Below are 21912 nucleotides of genomic sequence, written 5' to 3' on the forward strand. Positions count from 1 at the left end.
TCATGAACAAAGGCGAACCCGTGGTTCGCCTTTTTTATTGATCAACCGAGACTTCGAAAATGTTTGACGCCATTCGCAATAAATCCAGAATCCTGATGGGCGTGCTGGTCCTGCTGATCATTCCTTCGTTTGTTTTGTTTGGCGTAGAGGGTTACAACAACCGTGACGCCCGAGGCGCTGTCGTCGCCCAAATCGGGGATGTGGAAATCACCCAGCAGCAATGGGATGCCATGCACCAGCAAGAGGTTGACAAAATTCGCTCGTCCATGCCCAACCTTGACCCCAAGATGTTGGGTTCGGATGAGGCCCGCTACGCGAGTTTGGAGCGCATGGTCAACGATCGAATGATCGCTGTGGCATCTGACAAGCAGCTGTTGGTGACCAGTGATCAGCGGTTGGCCAATTACCTTCAGCAAGACCCTTCTATCGCCAGACTGCGCGGCCCCGATGGCAAACTGGATATGGACCGATACCGTCAGTTGGCTTCCAGCCAAGGCATGACGCCTGAAATGTTGGAAGCCCAAGTCCGTCGTGATCTTTCTGGTCAACAAGTCTTGTCCGCCCTTCAGGCTTCGGCCATGTCATCGCAAAAACAAAGTGATCTGGCTTTGCAGGCTTTTTTCCAGCGCCGAGAGGTTCAACTGCTGGGCTTTTCTCCTGCCAATTACGCGGCAAAGGTCAAGCCCAACGATGCAGATCTTGAGAAGTTTTACCAATCCCACTCTGACCGATTCCGTTCGCAGGAAACCGCAGACGTGGAGTATTTGGTCTTGGACGCAGCTGCATTGGCTAAAAATATCCAGTTGCCAGAGCAAGATGTCAAAACCTACTACGAGCAAAACGTCCAGCGGCTGTCTGGCCAAGAGCAACGACGTGCGAGCCATATTTTGATCAATGCGACCAAAGAATCTCCAGCCGCCGAAAAAGACAAGGCCCGTGCCAAGGCCGAATCTCTGCTCGTCACTTTGCGCAAGGACCCCAAAGCCTTTGCTGAATTGGCCCGTAAAAATTCGGATGACACGGGTTCTGCAAGCAATGGCGGTGACTTGGATTTTTTTGCAAAGGGCGCCATGGTCAAGGTGTTTGAAGATGCCGCATTTGCGCTCAAAAAAGGCGAGATCAGCTCGGTGGTCGAGTCGGAATTTGGTTTTCACATCATTCAACTCACCGACATCAAAGCACCGGTGACTCCTAGCCTCGAATCCATGAGACCGCAGTTGGAAGCCGATTTGCGCCAGCAACAAGCCAAGCGTCAGTTTGCTGAATTTGCTGAAACATTCAGCAACAGCGTTTACGAACAAGCCGACACATTCACCTCTGTGGCTGACAAGCTTCGCTTGCAAATTCAACAAGGCAAAGGTTTGACCCGGTCTCCTTTGGCTGGGCAGCAGGGCGTTTTGGCCAACCCCAAAATACTGGAGGCTGTTTTTGCCGATGAATCCATCAGCAAGCGTCGCAATTCTGCAGCCATTGAGCTGGGCAATAACACCTTGGTGTCAGCGCGTGTGGTCAATTACAGGCCAGCAGCCTTGCGGCCATATGCCGAGGTGAAAGACCAAGTTCGCGCAGAGTTTGTGACTGAACAGGCGATAGCGCTTGCCAAAACAGAGGCTGAAGCCCGCTTGGCCGAGTGGCAAAAGAATCCGTCATCTGCTCCATTGAGTTCGGCCTTGATGATCTCGCGTGACCAAACGCAGGGGCAAGCCCAAAAGCTTGTTGATGCCGTCTTGCGAGCAGATCCAGCCAATATGCCTGCTTGGGTAGGTGTTGACTTGGGCTCCATGGGTTACGTCGTGGCACGCGTCAACAAAGTCGTGCCGCGCGACGAGCCCAGTCCACAGCAAAAAGCGCAAACGCGCGAACAGTTTGCACGCTTGCTGGCCAGCGCTGAGGCCGCTGCCTACATGGCGCATTTGCGAACACAGTTCAAAGTCAAAATCTTGGTGCCCAAACCCAAATTGGCGACGGTCTCTTAAATCTCTTTCGTCAAGTCAACGGCCTTTTTCTTCAGGCTATAATCTTTCCTTCGCGGTGGCTGTAGCTCAGTTGGTAGAGTCCAGGATTGTGATTCCTGTTGTCGTGGGTTCGAGCCCCATCAGCCACCCCAAGTCAATCAAGCATTTAGCCCAGCCCTTACCGGCTGGGCTTTTTGCTTTTTGGGGTTTACAGACAGCGCAACTTCAAGCCTGTCTGTGACGCCACACCAGGCCTGGATGATGGTTGTCATTCGGCCTTGATGTTGGCCTCCTTGATGACTTTGCCCCATTTGGCATAGTCGCTCTTGACCTTCTCGACGGTTTGTGCGGGCGTTAAGAATTCCGCGTCGCAACCCAGTTGCTTGTATTGCTCCTGCAAACTTTTGTCCTCTCCTGCCTTGAGTAGCGCCTGTGACAGTCGCGTCACCACCTCAGGCGGCATGCCTGCTGGACCCATGAGTTGGAACCAGCCAGTGGAATCAAAACCCTTGTAGCCGAGTTCCTCCATGGTCGGGACGTCGGGAAAGGCGCCTGAGCGTTTAGGCGATGTCACAGCCAAGGCGCGCACCTTGCCAGACTTGTATGGACCCACCGCTGCGGTCAGTGATGAAAATAGCATCGGAACTTGGTTGCCCATCAGGTCGGTCATTGCCGGCGCTCCGCCCTTGTAAGGAATATGCAACAAGTTGATGCCGGTAAAACTCTTGAGCAGTTCGCCGGAAAAGTGATGCGGACCTGCAACGCCCGAGGTGCCGTAGCTCCATTTGTCCGGTTCCTTTTTCGCGGCGGCCACCACGTCGGGCACGCTCTTGAATGGCGAGGAGGGATGCACCACCAGGACGCTACCAGTGCTGCAAACATGGCCGATGTGGGTGAATGAGTTCAAGTGGTGGTAACCCACTTTGGTCAGGTGTGGCGCGGTGGTGAAGGGCCCACCATCGGCAAAGTAGAGGGTGTAGCCATCTGGCGGTACCTTGCTGATGAAATCCGCGGCTACCCCGCCGGCGGTGCCCGGCTTGGGTTCGACGATGATGGCTTGCCCCAGCAGCGGCTCGAGGACACGCATAAGTGGGCGAGCGGCAGCGTCCGCAGCGCCGCCGGCGGTGTAGCCCAGCACCACGCGTATCGGTTTGTTGGGGTAAGCCTGTGCTTGGACCTGTGTGCCCCACGTCACGGCAAGAGCCATCGCAATGGCCGATATTTGTTTGAACATCGTGTGTCTCCTCAAGGGTCTGTGAAAAATCAATTTATTCGCACTTGACAACTTTTACACCGATTTTTTCCATCAAAAAAACCTGTGAAAACAACCTGCTTGATCAGCTGCTGGGGGGCAACCGTGTCGCTCTTGGTCAGAGGTCACCAATTTTGTAATGAAGCTGGATCAGTCGACGCGCACCACGAGCTTGCCAAGGTGCTGGTTGCTCTGCATGCAATGCTGCGCGATTGGCAGTTCGTCGAGCGCGAAAATCTGATCGACCAATGGCGTTACGCGCCCATCTGCCAACATGGGCAGCAGATTGCTTTCTAGGGCTTTAGCCGCGGCGATGCGGTGAGACATCGTGCGCATCTTGTTGGATACGCCGAACAACTGCAGCCTTTTGCTGTGCAGCGCGCCGAGGTCTATGCGCGCGTCGACCTGGCCGTCGACATAGCCCACCATGGCCAGCCGCGCTTGGAAACCCATGGCTTCGATGCATGCAGCAAAGACACTGCCGCCGACGGTGTTCACCACCAAGTCCACCCCCTGGTTTTGGGTGGACTGCATGACAGCTGGGACGAAGTCGGGCGCCCGGGTGTGCAACGCGACGTCGAGGCCCATCGCCTTCAGGCGCTCGAGTTTTTCCAACGAACCAGAGGTGCCGATCACCCGCGCACCCAAGGCCTTGCCAACCTGGAGTGACGCCACACCAACGCCTGACGAGATGCCGGTCACCAGCATGGATTCGCCTGCAGCCAAGCGGCCATGAGCCATCAAAGCTTCATACACCGTGAGGAACACCACCGTTGTCGCCGCCGCCTGTTCCCAAGTGAGGCGCTGGGGAGCCGCAAACACCTCCTCGGCATTCATGCAACCGTGTTCGGCGAAAGCGCCGTCACAGCGGCCCATGACGCGGTCACCCAGTTTCCAGCGCGTGACACCTGCGCCCAGTGCCGTCACTTCACCAGCCGCCTCGAAACCCGCAGGCCGTGCCGTAGCCGCCGTGTGCAGGCCGTGGCCCGCGATGAACTCACCACGATTGAGTGCTGCGGCACGAATTCGAATGCCCACCTGACTGGGCCCTGGTTGCGGAACGGGTATGTCGCGCATTTCCAGAGACATTTCATCTCCGGCTGTCCGGATCCACCAAGATTTCATATTGTTTCTCCTATTCGCGTTGAATCTTTGCATCGCGTATGACGCGAGTCCAGCGATCAATGGCCGCGCGCAGTTCGGCCCCGAAGTCGTCGCCAATGCTCGGCTCCACATCGAACCCGGCGCTGCGCAGCTTGTTCAGCAACTCTGGATCTCGCAATACTTGGGCAGAAGCCTGTTGAAGCCGGGTGATGATGGGTCGCGGAACGGCAGCAGGGGCCACCACGCCGTACCAGACTTCGTAGCGTTGCATGTTCAAGCCGGATTCAACCAAAGTCGGCACATTAGGCGCCTGCGGTGAGCGCTTGTCACCGGTGATGGCCAGTCCAATCAGCCTGCCTGAGTTGAAGTGAGGCACCATCGGCGACAAGGTCGAGATGATGAAGTCGACTTGTCCCCCAACCGCATCTGCAGTTGCCGGCGCGGACCCTTTGTACGGAATGTTCGTGAATTTCGCGCCTGTCTGGATCGCAATCAACTGCCCAAACAGGTGCGGGCCGGTACCAACGCCGGGCGAAGCGTAATTGAGGTTCTTTGTTCTGCCCAGGGCGATCAGTTCCTGGATCGTCTTCACGCCGAGGCTTGGGTGCGCCGCGATGGCGGCGGCATTGCTGGCCACCTTCGCGATCGGCACGAAGTCTTTGAGCGAGTCGTAGCGGATTTCCTTGAACATCAGCGGGTTGGTGGCGAGGAATTCATTGGCAAAAAGCAGGGTGTAACCGTCGGCAGGAGCACGAACGACCAGTTCGGCGCCTATGTTGCCGCTGGCGCCCGGCTTGTTGTCGATCAGCACCGGCTGCCCCAGCAGTGTCGACAACTTCTCACCATAGGTCCGAGCGGCCACGTCGGCACCACCGCCTGGAGGGAATGGCACGACCAGTTTGATCGGCCGATCGGGCCAATTTTGGGCCGCTGCCCCGAGGGTCATGGCGGCAAGGGCAACCATTAGCGCACATCGGCCACTGAGGAAAATAGAAAACCACATCGTTGTTCTCCTGTGAGCGATTCGGCCGAGTACCGAGATTTTCTCGCCGAGAAAATTCAAAAAACTTATCGCATTAAATTCGGTATGACCGAATTAGTCAATGTGAACGATTTGGAAGGTACAGCAGTGGCCCTGGTTGAGGATTCATGAGCCATAGTCTGGTCGGATGAATGTGCCTTGAAGAAAATGCAGCGCATCGATAAAGGGAAGCCTATTGCTGCTGCCATTGCATCTGCAAAGGTCGTAGCTCAAGCCAGTCAGCGTCCTGGATTTCTGAGGCCGCCCAAACATTTGGTTTTTGCCTTTCGGTTGATCCAAAATTTATGGCTATTGCGATGTATAATCTCAGGCTTGCATGCGGGAATAGCTCAGTTGGTAGAGCGCAACCTTGCCAAGGTTGAGGTCGCGAGTTCGAGCCTCGTTTCCCGCTCCACTTTTTGGTGGAGCTTCTTCCTATCAGAGAAAGCTCTGCTGCTTTTTTGGGCGCGATAGCAAAGCGGTTATGCAACGGATTGCAAATCCGTGGAGCCCAGTTCGACTCTGGGTCGCGCCTCCATTCACCGTGACACCCTTGAAAATCCCGACTTGAGCGGGATTTTTTTTGGGGTGCTCACATCAGCTCCGCATCAGTTTTTGGATCAAATCCGCCGACCCTGAGGCACCGTACTTGCGCATCAGCTTGACCCGGTAGATCTCGACTGTTCGGTGGCTAATGCCCAATGTTCTGCCAATTTCCTTGCTGGTTTGGCCATCCATCAACTGTGCGGCCACCTCGCGCTCACGTGGTGTGAGTTCGGTCTTGACGGGCTTGCGCGCGGAAAGGTCTTCAAAGGTCCAAATGCCGGCCGCGTGGGGGGCGGCACGGTTCAAGGCTCGGCCTGTCACATGACACCAGAAAGTTTCACCTTTGAAGCGGCCGTCCACCCGTTTCATGATGCGGTCATCAGCGTAGACACCTTGGGTGTTCAAAATCGGTGCGATTCGCTGGCCTGTTCTTTCGTACTCGTCAGCACTGGGGTAGAGCAGTTGAAAGCTTTGTCCGATCAGCTGCTCTTGGGTCACGCCAAACATGTCGCAGACGCACTGGTTGCAGTCCACAATGGCTCGGTTGCGCGAAAGAACCATGCCGATGGGCGCCAGATCGAAGGCAAGACGGTAATCAATATCGGTGTTCATCTTCACAGAGCGGATTCAAATTCAGTTTTACTCTGACAAGTCATGACACCCATGTCAGGGGCGGACTCTACGAAAAACTACGTATCTCATTACGTAGTATCGTAGCGGTCTTAATCACCACATGGAGACAGGCGTGAACAAGATTTTTCCTTCCGCAGCCGAGGCCTTGAAAGGCATCGTTGCTGACGGTCAGTTGATTGGCGTGGGTGGTTTTGGCCTGTGCGGCATCCCCGAGGCCCTGATCGGTGCGCTCAAGGACAGTGGTGTGCAAAACCTGACGGCCATTTCGAACAACGCGGGCGTCGATGATTTTGGTTTGGGCATTTTGTTGCAGACCCGCCAAATCAAAAAAATGATTGCGTCTTATGTGGGTGAAAACAAAGAGTTTGAGCGCCAATACTTGGCAGGTGAGCTGGCTTTGGAGTTCACGCCTCAAGGAACGCTGGCCGAGAAGCTGCGTGCGGGCGGCGCGGGCATCCCGGCCTTCTTCACCAAGACCGGTGTAGGCACCTTGGTGGCCGAAGGCAAAGAGCTTCGCGAGTTCGACGGCGAGACCTACGTCATGGAGCGTTCGCTGGTGCCGGATGTCTCTTTTGTCAAAGCACACCGTGCTGACAAGTCCGGCAACTTGCAGTTCCGTTACACCTCTCGCAATTTCAACCCTGCCGTGGCCATGGCGGGAAAAATTTGCGTGGTCGAGGTCGAAGAGATTGTCGAAACCGGTGACATGCATCCTGACAGCGTGCACCTGCCCGGCATTTACGTACACCGCATCGTGTTGAATGCGAAACCCGAAAAGCGCATCGAAAAGCGCACCATCACAGAAAAGGCGGGCGTATGAAGCCCGCCGTGACCGAAACAACAGGAGTTTGATATGAGCTGGAGTCAAGACCAAATGGCCGCCCGTGCGGCCCATGAACTGGAAGACGGTTTTTATGTGAACCTGGGCATCGGTATTCCTACCTTGGTCGCCAACTTTGTGCCTGCTGACAAGGAAGTCTGGCTGCAAAGCGAAAACGGCATGCTGGGCATTGGACCTTTCCCCATCGAAGAGGAGGTCGATGCTGACCTGATCAACGCGGGCAAGCAGACGGTGACCACCATCAAAGGCTCGTCTATTTTTGGGAGTGAGTTGTCTTTTGCCATGATCCGTGGCGGCAAGATCAATTTGTCGATTTTGGGTGCCATGCAGGTCAGCGAAAAAGGCGATTTGGCCAACTGGATGATTCCCGGCAAGATGGTCAAGGGCATGGGCGGCGCGATGGACTTGGTGGCAGGCGTCAAGCGCGTGATCATCTTGATGGAACATGTGGCCAAAAAGAAAGACGGCACCGAAGACATGAAGATTTTGCCCAGCTGCACACTGCCTTTGACGGGTGTTGGCGTAGTGGACCGCATCATCACCGATTTGGCCGTGATGGACGTCACCGAGGCAGGCCTCAAAGTGATCGAGCTGGCTCCCGGCGTGACCCCCGAATGGCTGCAAAGCAAAACGGGTGTGAAGTTGCACTTCTGAGTGCGGCCAGTTTTGTGCAAGAAAATAAAGGCCCCGTAAGGGGCCTTTTGCTTGGCATGCTCAATTGGAGCGGGTGAAGGGAATCGAACCCTCGTTATTTGCTTGGGAAGCAAAAGTCCTACCATTAAACGACACCCGCATTCGGGACATTCTAATCGTTCAAAGTCGGCCATCGACGCAGTCTTAAATGATCAGCAAAGTTAAAATTGACCCATGCGTATTCCCCTTGTTAAACCCCAAACCCTCAATTCGCAAATTTGGTTTTTGACCGTACTGGCTTGTTATGCGGTGTTGGAGTTGTCTTTCAACCACAGGTTGTTGGAATTGGCCGGTGACCTGCAACTGACAACCACCCCAGACCAATTGCACGACATCGAACTTTGGGGTCGAGTTGTTTCTGGCTTGGGCCTGGCCTTGTTGTTGATGCGATGGTTTGACCGTTTTGTGAAGTCCCGGTTTTTATTGGTGGTGCTCTGCTGTTCTTTGGGCTTGGTCAGCATGTGGCATTTTCAAAAAGCACTGGTGGACACCATCGTTTCTCGCGCTGACCAGCAGGATTTGATGATGAGTTGGCGCTCGCAGCTGAGTACGCAAGAGGCGCTGAATGGCCGAATGCTGCTTCGTGGTGAGACCTTGTTGGGCAGCCCCGCGCCTGAAGATATTCGCCCTGTCATGAGTGCCCTCTGGGCATCTTCGTTGGCGGGGTTGTCACCAGACGATTTGGATTCGGAATCAGGTGCCGCCCAATTGATGGGTGGGTTTTTTGCGCCCAAAATCACCCCAGAACAACTCTCAGCGGCTTACCGCAAGACGGTCATGACGCCTGTGGTGCTGGGGGCATCTTTGATGTTTGGCTTGCTCAACCTGTGCCAGTTTTTTGCGGGTGTTATCGCCTTGGTGCTGACCTTGACCCGTCAACACGGTTTGCTGCTGCGTTGCAAATTTTGGCTGTTGCCCTCGTTGACTGCTTTGTGCCTCGGCTTGAGCTGGTGGCCTGGTAATGTGTGGACAAATTCGCCGGCTTACCAGTTGGTTGCAAGTCCTGCACTTTGGGCAGACAAACCTTACTTGGCCCCGTTTGTGGAGTGGAGCCTGCGTGCCGAGCCAGCTTGGGCTGACTCGGTGGCTTGGGTCCACGGGACATTGCTGCAAGACTATGCGTTCAGAGTGCCTTTTCAAGGCATCTTTTGATCAAAGTTTTTGCCATCACCGCCAGTGGCATGAAGCTGGCGGTGATGGATTGCACAGTGTTTATTTCAAGATATCGCCCACACACAGGTACTTGATTTCTACATAGTCTTCCATGCCGTGACTGGAGCCTTCGCGGCCCAGACCCGAATGCTTGACACCGCCAAAAGGGACGTGCTCGGTCGCCAAAATTCCCACATTGATGCCGACCATGCCGTATTCCAGTGCTTCGCTCACGCGGAAGATGCGGCCCACGTCGCGGCTGTAGAAGTAGCTGGCCAAGCCAAACTCGGTGTTGTTGGCCGCATCAACCGCTTCTTGCTCGGTTTTGAACTTGAAGATGGGTGCAAACGGGCCAAAGGTCTCTTCTTTGGCGCACACCATGTCGGCGCTGGCGTCTGCAATCACGGTGGGTTCAAAGAATTGGCCGCTCAGGCGCTTGCCGCCTGTGAGCACGCGGCCACCTTTGGCAATCGCGTCGTTCACATGGCGCTCGACCTTGTCCAGGGCAGAGGGCTCGATCAACGGGCCTTGGTTGACGCCTTCGGCAAAACCGTTGCCCACCTTGGCGGTTTTGACTTTGGCTGCGAACTTGGTCGCGAACTCTTCGTAGACCGATTCGTGCACATAAAAGCGGTTGGTGCAGACACAGGTTTGGCCTGCGTTGCGGTATTTGCTGGCGAAAGCGCCTTCGACAGCGCTGTCGATGTCGGCGTCTTCAAACACGATGAAAGGCGCGTTACCGCCCAACTCGAGTGACATTTTCTTGACCGAGGGGGCCGATTGCGCCATCAAAATGCGACCCACTTCGGTGGAGCCTGTGAAGCTGATGTGACGCACCACGTTGCTGGCACACAGCACCTTGCCAATGCCGATGCTTTGCTGGCCGTCGGCGGTGATGATGTTGAGCACCCCGGCAGGAATGCCGGCGCGTATGGCCAACTCTGCCGCAGCCAAGGCCGTCAGCGGCGTTTGCTCGGCAGGTTTGATGACCACGGGGCAGCCAGCAGCCAGCGCAGGGGCTACTTTTCGGGTGATCATGGCCAGTGGAAAGTTCCAAGGTGTGATCGCAGCGCACACGCCAATGGGCTGCTTCAGCACCAGCAGGCGGCGGTTGTTGTCAAACTGAGGCAGGGTCTCACCGTTCACGCGTTTGGCTTCTTCGGCAAACCACTCCACAAAACTGGCGCCATAGGCCACTTCGCCACGCGACTCTGCAAGGGGTTTGCCGTTTTCTGCGGTCATGAGACGGGCCAAGTCTTCTGTGTTGGCGATCAGCAGATCAAACCACTTGCGCAAGATGATGCTGCGCTCTTTGGCGGTCTTGGTTTTCCAGGGACCCCAGGCCGCATTGGCTGCGGCAATGGCGGCTTCGGCTTCGGCCGCACCCAAGTTGGCCACGCTGGCCAGGTGCCCACCCGTGGCCGGGTCGGTCACCTCAAAACGCTGGTTGCCCGTTACCCACTGCCCGTTGATCAGGGCGTCGGTCTTGAGCAAAGTGGGATCGTTCAGGAAGGCGAGAGGGGATGTTTTCATGTCCATAAGGTTCTCCAAAATTGAGCAAAGCAGGTTCAGTATCCAGAATGAACCGGAGCTTAGCCCTTGCCGAATGTCTTCGCTGTCACAAAAGTCGCAAAACCCTGATGTGGGCTTGACTGCCTCAAAAGGACTGGGTGGGGCCAAATCTATAATGGCGGGTTGCACTGAAAGCGTCCCACAACATGAGCCAAGCCACTTTTTCTGTCTCCGACATCCGCAAGACCTTTTTGGACTTTTTTGAGTCCAAGGGCCACACCGTCGTGGCGTCCAGCCCCTTGGTGCCGGGCAATGACCCGACATTGATGTTCACCAACTCGGGCATGGTCCAGTTCAAGGACGTGTTTTTGGGATCGGACAAGCGCTCTTATGTCCGGGCAGCATCTGTACAAGCTTGTTTGCGCGCCGGTGGCAAGCACAACGACTTGGAAAACGTGGGCTACACCGCCCGACACCACACTTTCTTTGAGATGCTGGGCAACTGGTCGTTTGGCGACTACTTCAAGCGCGAGTCGCTGGAGTGGGCCTGGGAGCTCTTGACCCAGGTCTACAAACTGCCCGCCGACAATCTGTACGCCACGGTGTACATGGAAGACGACGAGGCCCATGCCATTTGGGAGGGCATTTTCGTCAAAGCGGGTTGGACGCCTGAGCGCATCAAGGCCGAGAACCGCATCATCCGCATCGGCGACAACAAGGGTGGCCGCTACAAGTCGGACAACTTTTGGATGATGGCCGACACCGGCCCTTGCGGCCCATGCTCAGAGATTTTTTACGACCACGGCGCCCACATCCCCGGTGGCCCACCCGGCAGCCCCGATGAAGACGGCGACCGCTTCATCGAAATTTGGAACAACGTGTTCATGCAGTTCAACATGGACGAAACCGGTGCCGTCACGCCGCTGCCCGCGCCTTGCGTGGACACGGGCATGGGCCTTGAACGTCTTGCAGCGATCCTGCAACACGTTCACAGCAACTACGAGATCGACATTTTTGACGCACTGATCAAGGCCGCATCCCGCGAAACGGGCTGCACCGACTTGAGCAACAAGTCGCTCCGCGTGATCGCCGACCACATCCGTGCCACCGCGTTTTTGGTGAGCGACGGTGTGGTGCCCAGCAACGAAGGCCGCGGCTATGTGCAGCGCCGCATCGTGCGCCGCGCCATCCGCCACGGTTATTTGCTGGGCCAAAAAACGCCGTTCTTTCACAAGTTGGTGCCCGATTTGGTCCAGCTCATGGGCGCGGCTTATCCGAACATGGCCGATCAAGCCGAGCGCATTGCAGACGTTTTGCGTGTGGAAGAAGAGCGCTTCTTCGAGACGCTGCAAAGCGGCATGCAAATTCTGGACGCCGCCCTCGACGGTGGCGTGAAAGTGCTGCCGGGCGAAGTGGCCTTCAAGCTGCACGACACCTATGGCTTCCCGCTCGACCTGTCGGCCGACGTGTGCCGCGAGCGTGGCCTGAGCGTGGACGAAGCGGGTTTCGCTTCCGCCATGGAAAAGCAAAAAGCCCAGGCCCGTGCTGCTGGCAAGTTCAAGATGGACAAAGCGCTGGACTACACCGGCGCTGGCAATGACTTTGTGGGTTATGAGGACCTGACGGCCAACGCCAAAGTGCTGGCCTTGTACGCTGACGGCAATGCAGTCACCGAGCTCAAAGCCGGTCAGGTGGGCGTGGTGGTGCTGGACACGACCCCGTTCTATGCTGAGTCGGGCGGGCAGGTGGGCGACCAGGGCCTGGTACACAACGCAGGCGGCCAGTTCAACGTGGCCGATACGCTCAAGATCAAAGCCGATGTGTTTGGCCACCATGGTGAAGTGAAATCCGGTAGCCTCAAAGTTGGCGACTTGGTGCAGGCCCATGTGGACTTGGACTTGCGTGCCGCCACCGTGCGCAACCACAGTGCCACCCACCTGATGCACAAAGCTTTGCGCGAAGTGCTGGGCGGCCATGTGCAGCAAAAGGGCAGCTTGGTCAATGCCGAGCGCACCCGGTTTGACTTTGCGCACAACGCGCCCGTGACCGATGCCGAGATCCGCCAGATCGAAGCCCAGGTGAACGCCGAAATTTTGGCCAATGCGGCAGCGCAAGCGCGTGTGATGGACATTGAAAGCGCCCAGAAAACCGGCGCGATGATGCTGTTTGGTGAGAAATACGGCGAGACCGTGCGCGTGCTCGACATTGGCACCAGCCGCGAACTGTGCGGCGGCACCCACGTCAAAGCCACGGGCGACATTGGCCTCTTCAAGATCATCAGCGAAGGCGGCGTGGCCGCTGGTGTGCGCCGGATCGAAGCGGTGACCGGTGCCAATGCTTTGGCTTATCTGCAATCCCTCGAAGACACCCTCACGCAAGCTGCGGGCACGCTCAAGGCCCAGCCCGCTGAATTGAACAACCGCATTGCCCAAGTGCTGGACCAGGTCAAGGCGCTCGAAAAAGAACTGGCTGCCGCCAAAGGCAAGCTGGCATCGGCTCAGGGCGACGAGCTGCTGAGCCAAGCTGTGGACGTCAAAGGCATCAAGTTGCTGGTGGCCAAGCTCGAAGGGGCCGACGCCAAAACCTTGCGCGACACCATGGACAAGCTCAAAGACAAGATCAAGACAGCCGTGATCGTGCTGACCGCTGTGGACGGCGACAAGGTTCAGATCGCCGCTGGCGTGACCGCCGACACCGTGGACAAAGTCAAGGCGGGCGAGTTGGCCAGCTTTGTGGCAGGCCAAGTCGGCGGCAAAGGCGGCGGCAAGCCCGACATGGCCATGGCCGGTGGCACCAATCCGGCAGCCTTGCCCGCAGCCTTGGCCAGCGTGCAGGCCTGGGTGACGGAGCGGGTCTGAAGCTAGCGCCTGAACAAGCAGGCTTTGGAAAAATAGAAATCGGACCTTTGGGTCCGATTTTTTTAGCCAGCTTGTGATTCAGCTTGTGGCCCAGCGTGTGGCTTTGAGCATGACGATCAAGCCGCCGCTTGCGAGACCGCTCCCTGCTCAATCAAGTCATCTATTTCGGTCTCGCTCAAACCATGCTCTTGCAGCAGTTCGCGTGTGTGTTGCCCCAGCAATGGCGCGGCCTGTCCGGTGTTGGTGGGTGTTTGCGAAAAGTGGATCGGGCACCCAATACCGCGCGTCGTCCCCGCTTGCGGGTGCTCCAAGGTGACCACCATGCCGCGTGCCAGAGTTTGCGGGTGTGACAGCGCCTCGCCAATGGTGTGGACCGGGCCTGCAGGCACGCCCGCAGCATCCATGTCAGCCTGCCATTCGGCGCGTGTGCGTTGCCGCAGCACCGCGTTCATGAGCGTGACCAATTCGTCCAAGTGCGCCATGCGGTCGCTGTTGGTGACAAAGCGGGGGTCTTCGCGCCACTCGGGGTGGCCCAGCACGGTGCAAATGCGCTCCCAGTTGGTCTGGTTGGCCCCACCGATGTTGATCCATCCATCGCTGGCTTCAAAGGCTTGGTAGGGCGCGGTCAGGATGTGCGCCGAGCCCGTGGGCTGCGGTTCGCGCTGCGTGGCCAGCCAAACGGCGGCGTGCCAATAGGTTTGCTGCAGGGCAGCGTCGCTCAAAGAGGTGTCCACGATTTGGCCCTCGCCGGTTTTGAGCTTGTGGATGTAAGCCGCCAAGATGCCCGTGGCAGCCAAGATACCCGCGTTCATGTCTGACACAGCGTTGCCGCTTTTGGCAGGGGGTCGACCAGGCTCGCCCGTCACAGCCATCAAGCCAGCAAAGCCTTGGGCGATCAGGTCAAAGCCGCCCTTGTCGGCGTAAGGGCCGGTGCGGCCATAGCCCGAAATGGCGCAATAAATCAGAGCTGGGTTCACCTCGCGCAGGGTTTCGTAGCCCAGCCCGAGCTTTTCCATGGTGCCGCCCCGGAAGTTCTCGACCAGCACATCGGCGTCTTGGACCATGCGCAGCATCAGGGCGCGGCCTTGTGGTTTTTTCAGGTCAATGGCCAGTCCGCGCTTGTTGCGGTTGAGCATCAAAAAGGGCGCAGACACGCCGTTGATTTGCGGGTCGCGGTAGCCCCGAGCGTCATCGCCTCCGGGTAGCTTTTCGATCTTGATGACATCGGCCCCCATGTCGGCCAACAGCAAACCACAGGTAGGGCCCGACATGATCTGCGTCATCTCGAGGACGCGCAGTCCGGCCAAAGGTCCGGTGCGCGGGGCCTTTTTCGCGCTTCCTGTGATCGACATCGTCAGCGGCCTTTCCAAATGGGTTGGCGTTTGGCCACAAAGGCGTTGACGCCTTCATGAAAGTCTTCGCTGCCATAGGCCTGGCGGATCAGGTCTTCGGCCTCGGGTGCGGCATGCTGCACCAAGCGGTTCAGGGCTTGTTTGCTCACCTGTTGGGTCACCGGAGCCAAGGCCGTTAGGCGCTTCACCAAAGCGCTGGTTGCCCCATCCATTTCGGTGGGTTCAGCCAGTTGGTGCAAATAGCCGCAGGCCAAGGCCTCGTCAGCGCCGATCATCTCGGCCAGCATGAGCATGCGTTTGACGCGTTGCGGCCCGAAAGCGGCACTCAGGCGCGCCACATTCGCCACCGACAAGCAGTTGCCCAATGTTTTGGCAATGGGCACACCCAATTGCGAGCCCGGTGTGGCCAAGCGAAAGTCGCAAGCGGTGGCAATGGCCAGGCCGCCGCCGACAGCCCAGCCTTCGATGACCGCCACGGTGGGCATGGGCAAAGAGCAAAGCAAGTCAATGCAGGCTTCGATTTGCGCCTCGTAGTCCACGCCGTCTTCGCCCGTGCTGAAATTTTTGAATTGTTCGATGTCGGTGCCTGCCACAAAGGCTTGGCCTCCGGCGCCGCGAAACACCACAGCGCGCACACTGGTATCCACTTTGAATGCTTCGCAGTGGCGGCTGAGTTGTTGGTACATGCCCCAGGTCATCGCATTGCGAGCCTGGGGGCGGTTGAAGGTCACCGTGGCCACACCTTGCCAGATGGCAAGATCCACAGTGCCTGCTGTCAAGGTGTCGGTCATCAGCTGTCGAGTTTGACGTTGCTGTCTTTGACCACTTTGGCCCACTTGACTTGCTCAGTGCGGATGAAATCGGCAAAGCGCTGGGCCGAACCTCCACCGTCTTCTGCGCCAAACTGAGCCAATTTTTCTATCACGTCCGGCATGAGCAAGACTTTGTTGATGTCCTCGTTCATGCGCTGAACCATGGCCGCAGGCAACTTGCCAGGGCCGGCCAGGCCGTACCAAGTGGTGGCCTCAAAGTTGGGGAAGCCCGCCTCGACCATGGTTGGCACATTGGGGTAGCTGGATGCCCGCTTGGCTCGGGTTTGAGCAATCGCGCGCACTTTGCCACTTTTGACATGGGGTGTTGCAGCGGTCATGGTGTCAAACGAATAACCGATCTGGCCCCCAATCAAATCCGCCAACATGGGGCCTGATCCCTTGTAGGGAATGTGGATGGTGTCCACACCGGCAGCCAATTTGAAAGACTCCAGTGCCATGTGCTGTGCCGAGCCTTGACCGGCAGAGCCAAAGCTGACCTTGCCTGGGTTGGCCTTGCATTGGGCCACCAGTTCGGCCACCGTCTTGGCGGGTTGATCGTTGTTAGAAATCAACAAATTGGGTGTGATCCCCACCAAGGCCAAAGGCGAGAAGTCGCGGTCCACCACATAGCTGAGTTTGGGCATGAGAGCCGGGGCCAAGGCATGGCTGTTGATGTGTGCCATGAGCAGTGTGTTGCCGTCAGGAGCCGCCTTGGCCACCGCTTCAGCAGCAATCACCCCGGTGGCTCCGGCTCGGTTTTCAACCAGCACCGTGACGCCCCACATGATTTGCAGCTTTTGCGCCACGATGCGGGCCAAGATGTCGGTCCCGCCTCCTGGTGCAAATCCCACCAGGATGCGCACCGGCCCGGCGGGCAGGGTTTGGGCCTGGATTGACGGCGCCACCATCGTTGCGGCAGTGGCAGCGCTAGCGGCCACAAAGGTTCTGCGTTTCATGTTGTCTCCTTGGGTTTTGTTAGAAATGCACGCGAGAAAACGGAAAGCCCTGGGTTCTATGTTCTGAGTTCAGTGGCTTGAAAAGTGGTCCATGATGGCCTGCACGCCACTGCCTTGCAGCGCCACGCCCGACAGCTTCAGGCCCATTTCGCAGCCCGCCACGGTGGCGATCAAGGTCAGGTCGTTGCTATCGCCCAAGTGGCCAATGCGGAACATGCGGCCTTTGACTTTGCCCAAGCCCGTGCCCAAAGAACAGTCAAAGCGCTGATGGATGACTTTGCGCACCGCGTCGGCGTCCACGCCTTCGGGAGTCATGACGCCGGTCAGGATGGGGGAATACACCGCCGGATCGGCGCACTGGATCGGCAAACCCCAAGCATGGACAGCTGCACGCACGCCAGCGGCCCAGCGCTGGTGACGCGCAAAGACTTTGTCCAGGCCCTCGGCCAGCAGCATGTCGCAAGCCTCACTCAAGCCATAAAGCAAATTGGTGTTGGGGGTGGAGGGCCAGTAGCCGTTTTTGTTCATCTCGATCATCTCGCCCCAGGCCCAATAGCTGCGGGGCATGCCGCCTTTTTGGCTGGCCTCGATGGCGCGTGGCGACAGGGCATTGAAGCCGATACCAGGCGGCAGCATCAGGCCCTTTTGTGAGCCGCTGATGGTCACGTCCACACCCCATTCGTCATGGCGGTAGTCGGCACTGGCCAAGCCAGAAATGGTGTCCACCAAAAGCAAGGCGGGGTGCTTGGCTGCGTCCATGGCGCGGCGCACGGCGGCGATGTCGCTCGTCACGCCGGTCGAGGTTTCGTTGTGCACCACGCACACGGCCTTGATGCTGTGCCCCGTGTCAGCTTTCAGGCGCTGTTCGATCAGGTCGGCTTGCACGCCGTTGCGCCAGCCTTCCAGGCCAGGCAGGCTCAAAACCTCGGACTTGAGACCCAGCTGGTTGGCCAGCTTGTTCCACAAAAAAGCAAAGTGGCCGGTCTCGTACATCAGCACATGGTCGCCGGCTTGGAGCACGTTGCTCAGCGCCGCTTCCCAAGCACCGGTGCCAGAGGCCGGGTAAATCATGACCGGGTGGCGGGTTTTGAAAATCTTTTGCACATCGGCCAGGACTTTCAGGCCCAAGGCACCGAATTCGGGGCCACGGTGGTCGATGGTGGGCGAGCTGATGGCGCGCAAGATGCGATCGGGTACAGGCGAGGGCCCTGGGATTTGCAAGAAGTGGCGACCGGTGGGGTGAAAATTGGTGACAAGCATGGGAAATAGAGCCTTTCTGATGGCGCGTATTTTTTGTATTCAAAATACATTTGTCAAGGGTATTTGCCCTAAAATTGGGATAATCTGCCCCAATTTTTGTATTCAAAATCAATCATGGATTCCGAAAACCTGTCCATTGCCCGACCTGTTTTGCATGAACAAGTCGCGCACCGCCTGCGCCAAATGCTGGTGGAAGGCCTGATCCCGCCTGGCGGCAAACTCAACGAGCGCACCTTGTGCGAAGAGCTGAGCATCTCACGCACGCCATTACGTGAGGCCATCAAGATGTTGGCCGCTGAAGGCTTGGTCGAGCTTTTGCCGAACCGGGGTTCGGTCGCTGTGCAACTGAGCGAGGCCGATGTGCGCCACACCTTTGAGGTGATGGCCGGGCTGGAGGGCTTGTCAGGCGAATTGGCCGCCCAGCGCGTGACCGAGGCCGAACTCAATGAAATCAAGGCCTTGCATTACGAAATGATGGCGGCTTACACCCGCCGTGACCTGTCAGCCTACTACCAGGTCAATGCGGCGATTCACCGCAGTATCAATGCAGCAGCCAAAAACCCGGTGCTGACCGCCACTTACAACCAAGTCAATGCCCGCTTGCAGGCGCTGCGTTTTCGCTCTAACCAAGATGGAGACAAATGGCAACACGCGGTGGACGAGCACATCGCCATGGTGCAAGCCTTGGAAGCCCGTGACCCGGCTGCCCTGCGCCAAGTGCTGATGCAGCATCTGGACAACAAACGCAACGTGGTGATCGAGCAGCTGCGCAGTTCACGCCAGACCATTTCTGCTTCGCCAGAGGGCACCATCCTCAGCGTTATCCCATTTCAGACAGAAAGAAAAGCGCCATGAACGCCCCTTTGCCGATCGATGTGTCCAAATCCTTGCCCGACCAAGCTTACGACAAGGTCGCTCACATCAGCAACGAGGTGGCCGGTCTGCTCGCCAAGCGCTTGCGTTCCGACACCCGGGGGGAGGTCTTGTTTTCTCCCGCCGACCGGGGCCGCTATGCCACCGATGCGTCGATTTATCAGGAAATGCCTGTGGGCGTTTTCGTGCCGCATGACGAAGCCGATGTGCGCGGGGCGCTGGACATTTGCCGTGACTTGGGCGTACCCATCGTGCCGCGTGGCGGCGGCACCAGCCAGTGCGGACAAACCGTGGGCGCGGGTCTGGTCATTGATCACTCCAAACACATGCGCAAGATCATGTCGGTTGACGCTGAGCAGCGCACCGCCACCGTAGAGCCAGGGCTGGTACTGGACCATCTGAATGCTGCCCTCAAAACACACGGGCTGTGGTATCCGGTGGACGTGTCCACCAGCGCCCAAGCCACGCTGGGCGGCATGGCGGGCAACAATTCCTGCGGTAGCCGCTCGATTGCCTACGGCAACATGGTGCACAACGTGTTGGGCGCCCGGGCTTGGCTGGCCGACGGCAGCTTGCTCGATTTTGGCGCCTATGAACAAGCCCAAGGCCGTGTGCGCCAGATTGGCGACTTTGTGCGCGACTTGGCGCTGCAACACGCCAGTGAGATTGACGCTCAGTGGCCCAAAGTGTTGCGCCGCGTGGCGGGCTACAACCTCGACATTTTTCGCAACCAAAACGAGCGGCCTTACACGGCGGACGGCTCGGTCAACCTGGCGCATTTGCTCATTGGCAGCGAGGGCACACTGGCCTTGACCCGCTCACTCACGCTGCGCCTGGCCGAGGTGCCCCGCGCCAAGGTTTTGGGCGTGGTGAACTTCCCCAGCTTTTACCAAGCCATGGACGCGGCGCAGCACATCGTCAAGCTGGGGCAGGGGATGCCGGTGGGGCAGCTGTCGGCGGTCGAGTTGGTGGACCGCACCATGATCGAGCTGTCTTTGCAGAACCCGGCTTTTGCGCCCACGATCCGCACCGCCTTGTCGCCGCACATCAACGGAGGCATGCCCGAGGCGGTGTTGCTGGTGGAGTTTTCTGGCCCGAGCAAGGGTGACATTGCACACAAGATCAAAGAGCTGGTGGAACTGATGGGCGATCTGGGCTTGCCCGGCAGCGTGGTCGAGATGGTGGAGGATGCACCTCAAAAGAACCTGTGGGAAGTGCGCAAAGCAGGCCTGAACATCATGATGAGCCTGCGCGGCGACGGCAAGCCGGTGAGCTTCATCGAAGACTGCGCCGTGCCGTTGGAGAGTCTGGCCGAGTACACCGATGCCTTGACCGGCGTGTTCCGTAAATACGGCAGCCGGGGCACTTGGTACGCCCATGCCTCGGTGGGCACCTTGCATGTGCGGCCTATCCTCGACATGCGCCGCGATGGGGCTGCCAAAATGCGCGCCATTGCCGAAGAGGCGAGCGAACTGGTGCGCCGCTACAAAGGTGCTTTCAGTGGCGAACACGGCGACGGGTTGTGCCGGGGCGAGTGGATTGGTTGGCAGTTTGGTCCTCGTATCTCGGAGGCCTTCGCGCTCATCAAACGTGAGATGGATCCGCGGCAACTGCTTTGCCCCCAGCGCATCGTCAACCCGCCCAAAATGGACGACACCACCCTGATGCGGTATTCGCCCACTTATAAAGTGGTGCCCATACAAACGGCGCTCGACTGGCGCGCTTGGGACGTGCAAAACGACCCGGTGACCGAGCAAACCAGCGCACCCGGCACGGGCGGTGACCCGGCCCAAGGCCTGGCCAAAGCGGTGGAAATGTGCAACAACAACGGCCACTGCCGAAAGTTCGATGCGGGCACCATGTGCCCCAGCTACCGTGTGACCCGCGACGAGCAGCACCTGACGCGCGGCCGCGCCAACACCTTGCGCCTGGCCCTGAGCGGGCAGATTGAGGGTCTGGCGGGCCAAGACGCCTTGTCCAGCCAAGCGGTGCACGATGCAATGGATTTGTGCGTGGGCTGCAAAGGCTGCAAACGCGATTGCCCTACCGGGGTGGACATGGCCAAGATGAAGGTCGAGTTTTTACAGCACTACAAGGCCAAGCACGGCCACACGCTGCAAGACAAAGTCGTGGCCCACTTGCCCGAATACGCGGTGTGGGCAGCCCGCCTGGCCCCAGTGCTCAACCTGCGCAACCGCATGCCGCTCTTGGCCAACTTGACCGAAAAGCTGATCGGCCTGTCGGCTAAGCGCAGCTTGCCGCAGTGGCAAACGCAGCACTTCTTCAACACGCCAGCAAGCCCCGCACAGCCTACGGCCACCAGAGCCGAGGTGTTGACTGCCACGCGCGGCGTGGTCTTGTTTGTGGACACCTTCAACGGTTACTTGGAGTCGGCCAATGCGCATGCCGCCGTCAAGGTGTTGCAGGCAGCCGGTTATACCGTGCATGTGGCCACCAAGTTGCAAGATGACGGCAAGCACCTGTGTTGCGGCCGCACCTACTTGGCCACCGGCATGGTAGAGCGTGCCCGCGAAAAAGCCAGCGAGGTTGTGCAAAGCCTGCTGCCTTTCGCCGAGCGTGGATTGTCCATCGTGGGCCTCGAGCCCTCGTGTTTGCTCACCTTGCGCGACGAGTTACTGGTGATGGGTTTGGGCGAGGGCGCTCAAAAGATCGCCCAGCAGGCCTTGCTGTTTGAAGAGTTTTTGGCCCGTGAAGCCCATGCCGGTCATCTGGACGCTCTTAAAGCTCAGATTTCCCCGGTGGACCGCCCTGTTTTGCTGCACGGTCATTGCCACCAAAAAGCCTTTGACGCGGTGTCACCCGTGATGGAGGTCTTGCGCTGGATTCCGGGGGCCAAGCCGCAGCTGATTGAGAGCAGTTGCTGCGGCATGGCCGGCAGTTTTGGCTACGAGGCCAGCCACTTCGAGGTGTCCATGCAAATGGCCGAGCTGAGCCTGTTGCCCGCTGTGCGCGCCCAGCCCGATGCGATCGTGGTGGCCGATGGCACCAGTTGCCGCCACCAAATTCAGCACGGCGCTCAGCGTGAGGCCTTGCACCTGAGCCAGTTGCTGGCGGGTTTGCTGCCAGGCTGA

The 21912-nt window shown here is 58.2% G+C and carries 16 protein-coding genes and 4 tRNA genes; 10 read left to right on the top strand and 10 right to left on the bottom strand.

The genetic code is table 11. The features are described 5' to 3' along the window. The first annotated feature begins 59 nt into the window (after positions 1-59). Positions 60-1976, top strand: coding sequence for a SurA N-terminal domain-containing protein (locus Q1M54_RS05510; RefSeq protein ID WP_300554966.1), 1917 nt, complete (start codon positions 60-62; stop codon positions 1974-1976). Positions 1977-2031: 55 nt separating this feature from the next. Further along, a tRNA-His gene (locus tag Q1M54_RS05515) sits at positions 2032-2107 on the top strand. Between the two features lie 116 nt (positions 2108-2223). Here Q1M54_RS05515 and Q1M54_RS05520 read toward each other — a convergent pair. The 3 genes from Q1M54_RS05520 to Q1M54_RS05530 form a co-directional block, all read right to left on the bottom strand. Beyond that, positions 2224-3189: a tripartite tricarboxylate transporter substrate binding protein gene (locus Q1M54_RS05520; protein ID WP_300554969.1), complete on the bottom strand. Its 966-nt coding sequence runs from the start codon at positions 3187-3189 to the stop codon at positions 2224-2226. 168 nt (positions 3190-3357) lie between these two features. After that, complete coding sequence (locus Q1M54_RS05525; RefSeq protein ID WP_300554972.1) at positions 3358-4332, bottom strand: zinc-binding dehydrogenase; 975 nt, start codon at positions 4330-4332, stop codon at positions 3358-3360. Positions 4333-4342: 10 nt separating this feature from the next. Then, entirely contained in the window at positions 4343-5314 is a 972-nt protein-coding gene (locus tag Q1M54_RS05530; RefSeq protein ID WP_300554974.1) for a tripartite tricarboxylate transporter substrate binding protein, read from the bottom strand. Positions 5315-5671: 357 nt separating this feature from the next. Here Q1M54_RS05530 and Q1M54_RS05535 point away from each other — a divergent pair. Then, positions 5672-5747, top strand: a tRNA-Gly gene (locus Q1M54_RS05535). A 49-nt stretch (positions 5748-5796) separates the two neighbouring features. Beyond that, positions 5797-5870, top strand: a tRNA-Cys gene (locus Q1M54_RS05540). 59 nt (positions 5871-5929) lie between these two features. Here Q1M54_RS05540 and Q1M54_RS05545 read toward each other — a convergent pair. After that, positions 5930-6490: a LuxR C-terminal-related transcriptional regulator gene (locus tag Q1M54_RS05545; RefSeq protein WP_300554976.1), complete on the bottom strand. Its 561-nt coding sequence runs from the start codon at positions 6488-6490 to the stop codon at positions 5930-5932. A gap of 133 nt (positions 6491-6623) precedes the next feature. Here Q1M54_RS05545 and Q1M54_RS05550 point away from each other — a divergent pair, with 133 nt between their 5' ends. Together Q1M54_RS05550 and Q1M54_RS05555 are read left to right on the top strand one after the other, a co-directional pair. Then, complete coding sequence (locus tag Q1M54_RS05550) at positions 6624-7331, top strand: CoA transferase subunit A (RefSeq protein WP_300554979.1); 708 nt, start codon at positions 6624-6626, stop codon at positions 7329-7331. 33 nt (positions 7332-7364) lie between these two features. Continuing rightward, positions 7365-8006 (top strand): 3-oxoacid CoA-transferase subunit B, encoded by a 642-nt coding sequence (locus Q1M54_RS05555; RefSeq protein WP_300554982.1) that lies wholly within the window; start codon positions 7365-7367, stop codon positions 8004-8006. Positions 8007-8071: 65 nt separating this feature from the next. Here Q1M54_RS05555 and Q1M54_RS05560 read toward each other — a convergent pair. After that, a tRNA-Gly gene (locus Q1M54_RS05560) sits at positions 8072-8145 on the bottom strand. A gap of 74 nt (positions 8146-8219) precedes the next feature. On the opposite strand from Q1M54_RS05560, the gene Q1M54_RS05565 reads away from it, so the two are divergent. Next, a complete protein-coding gene (locus Q1M54_RS05565; protein WP_300554984.1) occupies positions 8220-9197 on the top strand; it encodes a hypothetical protein in 978 nt (325 codons plus the stop codon). 60 nt (positions 9198-9257) lie between these two features. Here the strand turns inward: Q1M54_RS05565 and Q1M54_RS05570 are convergent, their stop codons facing one another. After that, positions 9258-10736 (bottom strand): NAD-dependent succinate-semialdehyde dehydrogenase, encoded by a 1479-nt coding sequence (locus tag Q1M54_RS05570; RefSeq protein WP_300554986.1) that lies wholly within the window; start codon positions 10734-10736, stop codon positions 9258-9260. Positions 10737-10915: 179 nt separating this feature from the next. On the opposite strand from Q1M54_RS05570, the gene alaS reads away from it, so the two are divergent. Beyond that, on the top strand, positions 10916-13567 hold the full coding sequence (gene alaS / locus Q1M54_RS05575) for an alanine--tRNA ligase (RefSeq protein WP_300554988.1): 2652 nt from the start codon (positions 10916-10918) through the stop codon (positions 13565-13567). A gap of 116 nt (positions 13568-13683) precedes the next feature. Here the strand turns inward: alaS and Q1M54_RS05580 are convergent, their stop codons facing one another. From Q1M54_RS05580 to Q1M54_RS05595, 4 genes are all read right to left on the bottom strand, one after another. Next, positions 13684-14919 carry a CoA transferase gene (locus Q1M54_RS05580; protein WP_300554990.1) on the bottom strand — a complete coding sequence of 412 codons (1236 nt, stop codon included), beginning with the start codon at positions 14917-14919 and terminating at the stop codon, positions 13684-13686. A gap of 2 nt (positions 14920-14921) precedes the next feature. After that, entirely contained in the window at positions 14922-15710 is a 789-nt protein-coding gene (locus Q1M54_RS05585) for an enoyl-CoA hydratase/isomerase family protein (protein ID WP_300554992.1), read from the bottom strand. Then, positions 15710-16687 carry a tripartite tricarboxylate transporter substrate binding protein gene (locus tag Q1M54_RS05590; RefSeq protein WP_300554994.1) on the bottom strand — a complete coding sequence of 326 codons (978 nt, stop codon included), beginning with the start codon at positions 16685-16687 and terminating at the stop codon, positions 15710-15712. The genes Q1M54_RS05585 and Q1M54_RS05590 overlap by 1 nt, the downstream gene beginning before the upstream one ends. Positions 16688-16756: 69 nt before the next feature. Then, a complete protein-coding gene (locus Q1M54_RS05595) occupies positions 16757-17947 on the bottom strand; it encodes an aminotransferase class V-fold PLP-dependent enzyme (RefSeq protein ID WP_300554997.1) in 1191 nt (396 codons plus the stop codon). 114 nt (positions 17948-18061) lie between these two features. On the opposite strand from Q1M54_RS05595, the gene Q1M54_RS05600 reads away from it, so the two are divergent. Further along, entirely contained in the window at positions 18062-18802 is a 741-nt protein-coding gene (locus tag Q1M54_RS05600) for a GntR family transcriptional regulator (protein WP_300555000.1), read from the top strand. Beyond that, positions 18799-21912, top strand: coding sequence for an FAD-binding and (Fe-S)-binding domain-containing protein (locus Q1M54_RS05605; RefSeq protein ID WP_300555002.1), 3114 nt, complete (start codon positions 18799-18801; stop codon positions 21910-21912). The genes Q1M54_RS05600 and Q1M54_RS05605 overlap by 4 nt, the downstream gene beginning before the upstream one ends.

It is taken from the genome of Limnohabitans sp. Rim8 (genome assembly GCF_943326455.1).
Taxonomy (GTDB): Bacteria; Pseudomonadota; Gammaproteobacteria; order Burkholderiales; family Burkholderiaceae_C; genus Limnohabitans_A.

What these genes read in the sequence shown, in the direction of transcription:
- Q1M54_RS05585 (WP_300554992.1), bottom strand. Translation starts at nt 15,710, where the DNA reads ATGACCGACACCTTGACAGCAGGCACTGTGGATCTTGCCATCTGGCAA.
- Q1M54_RS05590 (WP_300554994.1), bottom strand. Translation starts at nt 16,687, where the DNA reads ATGAAACGCAGAACCTTTGTGGCCGCTAGCGCTGCCACTGCCGCAACG.
- Q1M54_RS05595 (WP_300554997.1), bottom strand. Translation starts at nt 17,947, where the DNA reads ATGCTTGTCACCAATTTTCACCCCACCGGTCGCCACTTCTTGCAAATC.
- Q1M54_RS05600 (WP_300555000.1), top strand. Translation starts at nt 18,062, where the DNA reads ATGGATTCCGAAAACCTGTCCATTGCCCGACCTGTTTTGCATGAACAA.
- Q1M54_RS05570 (WP_300554986.1), bottom strand. Translation starts at nt 10,736, where the DNA reads ATGGACATGAAAACATCCCCTCTCGCCTTCCTGAACGATCCCACTTTG.
- Q1M54_RS05530 (WP_300554974.1), bottom strand. Translation starts at nt 5,314, where the DNA reads ATGTGGTTTTCTATTTTCCTCAGTGGCCGATGTGCGCTAATGGTTGCC.
- Q1M54_RS05520 (WP_300554969.1), bottom strand. Translation starts at nt 3,189, where the DNA reads ATGTTCAAACAAATATCGGCCATTGCGATGGCTCTTGCCGTGACGTGG.
- Q1M54_RS05605 (WP_300555002.1), top strand. Translation starts at nt 18,799, where the DNA reads ATGAACGCCCCTTTGCCGATCGATGTGTCCAAATCCTTGCCCGACCAA.
- Q1M54_RS05525 (WP_300554972.1), bottom strand. Translation starts at nt 4,332, where the DNA reads ATGAAATCTTGGTGGATCCGGACAGCCGGAGATGAAATGTCTCTGGAA.
- Q1M54_RS05545 (WP_300554976.1), bottom strand. Translation starts at nt 6,490, where the DNA reads ATGAACACCGATATTGATTACCGTCTTGCCTTCGATCTGGCGCCCATC.
- Q1M54_RS05580 (WP_300554990.1), bottom strand. Translation starts at nt 14,919, where the DNA reads ATGTCGATCACAGGAAGCGCGAAAAAGGCCCCGCGCACCGGACCTTTG.
- Q1M54_RS05510 (WP_300554966.1), top strand. Translation starts at nt 60, where the DNA reads ATGTTTGACGCCATTCGCAATAAATCCAGAATCCTGATGGGCGTGCTG.
- Q1M54_RS05555 (WP_300554982.1), top strand. Translation starts at nt 7,365, where the DNA reads ATGAGCTGGAGTCAAGACCAAATGGCCGCCCGTGCGGCCCATGAACTG.
- Q1M54_RS05565 (WP_300554984.1), top strand. Translation starts at nt 8,220, where the DNA reads ATGCGTATTCCCCTTGTTAAACCCCAAACCCTCAATTCGCAAATTTGG.
- alaS (WP_300554988.1), top strand. Translation starts at nt 10,916, where the DNA reads ATGAGCCAAGCCACTTTTTCTGTCTCCGACATCCGCAAGACCTTTTTG.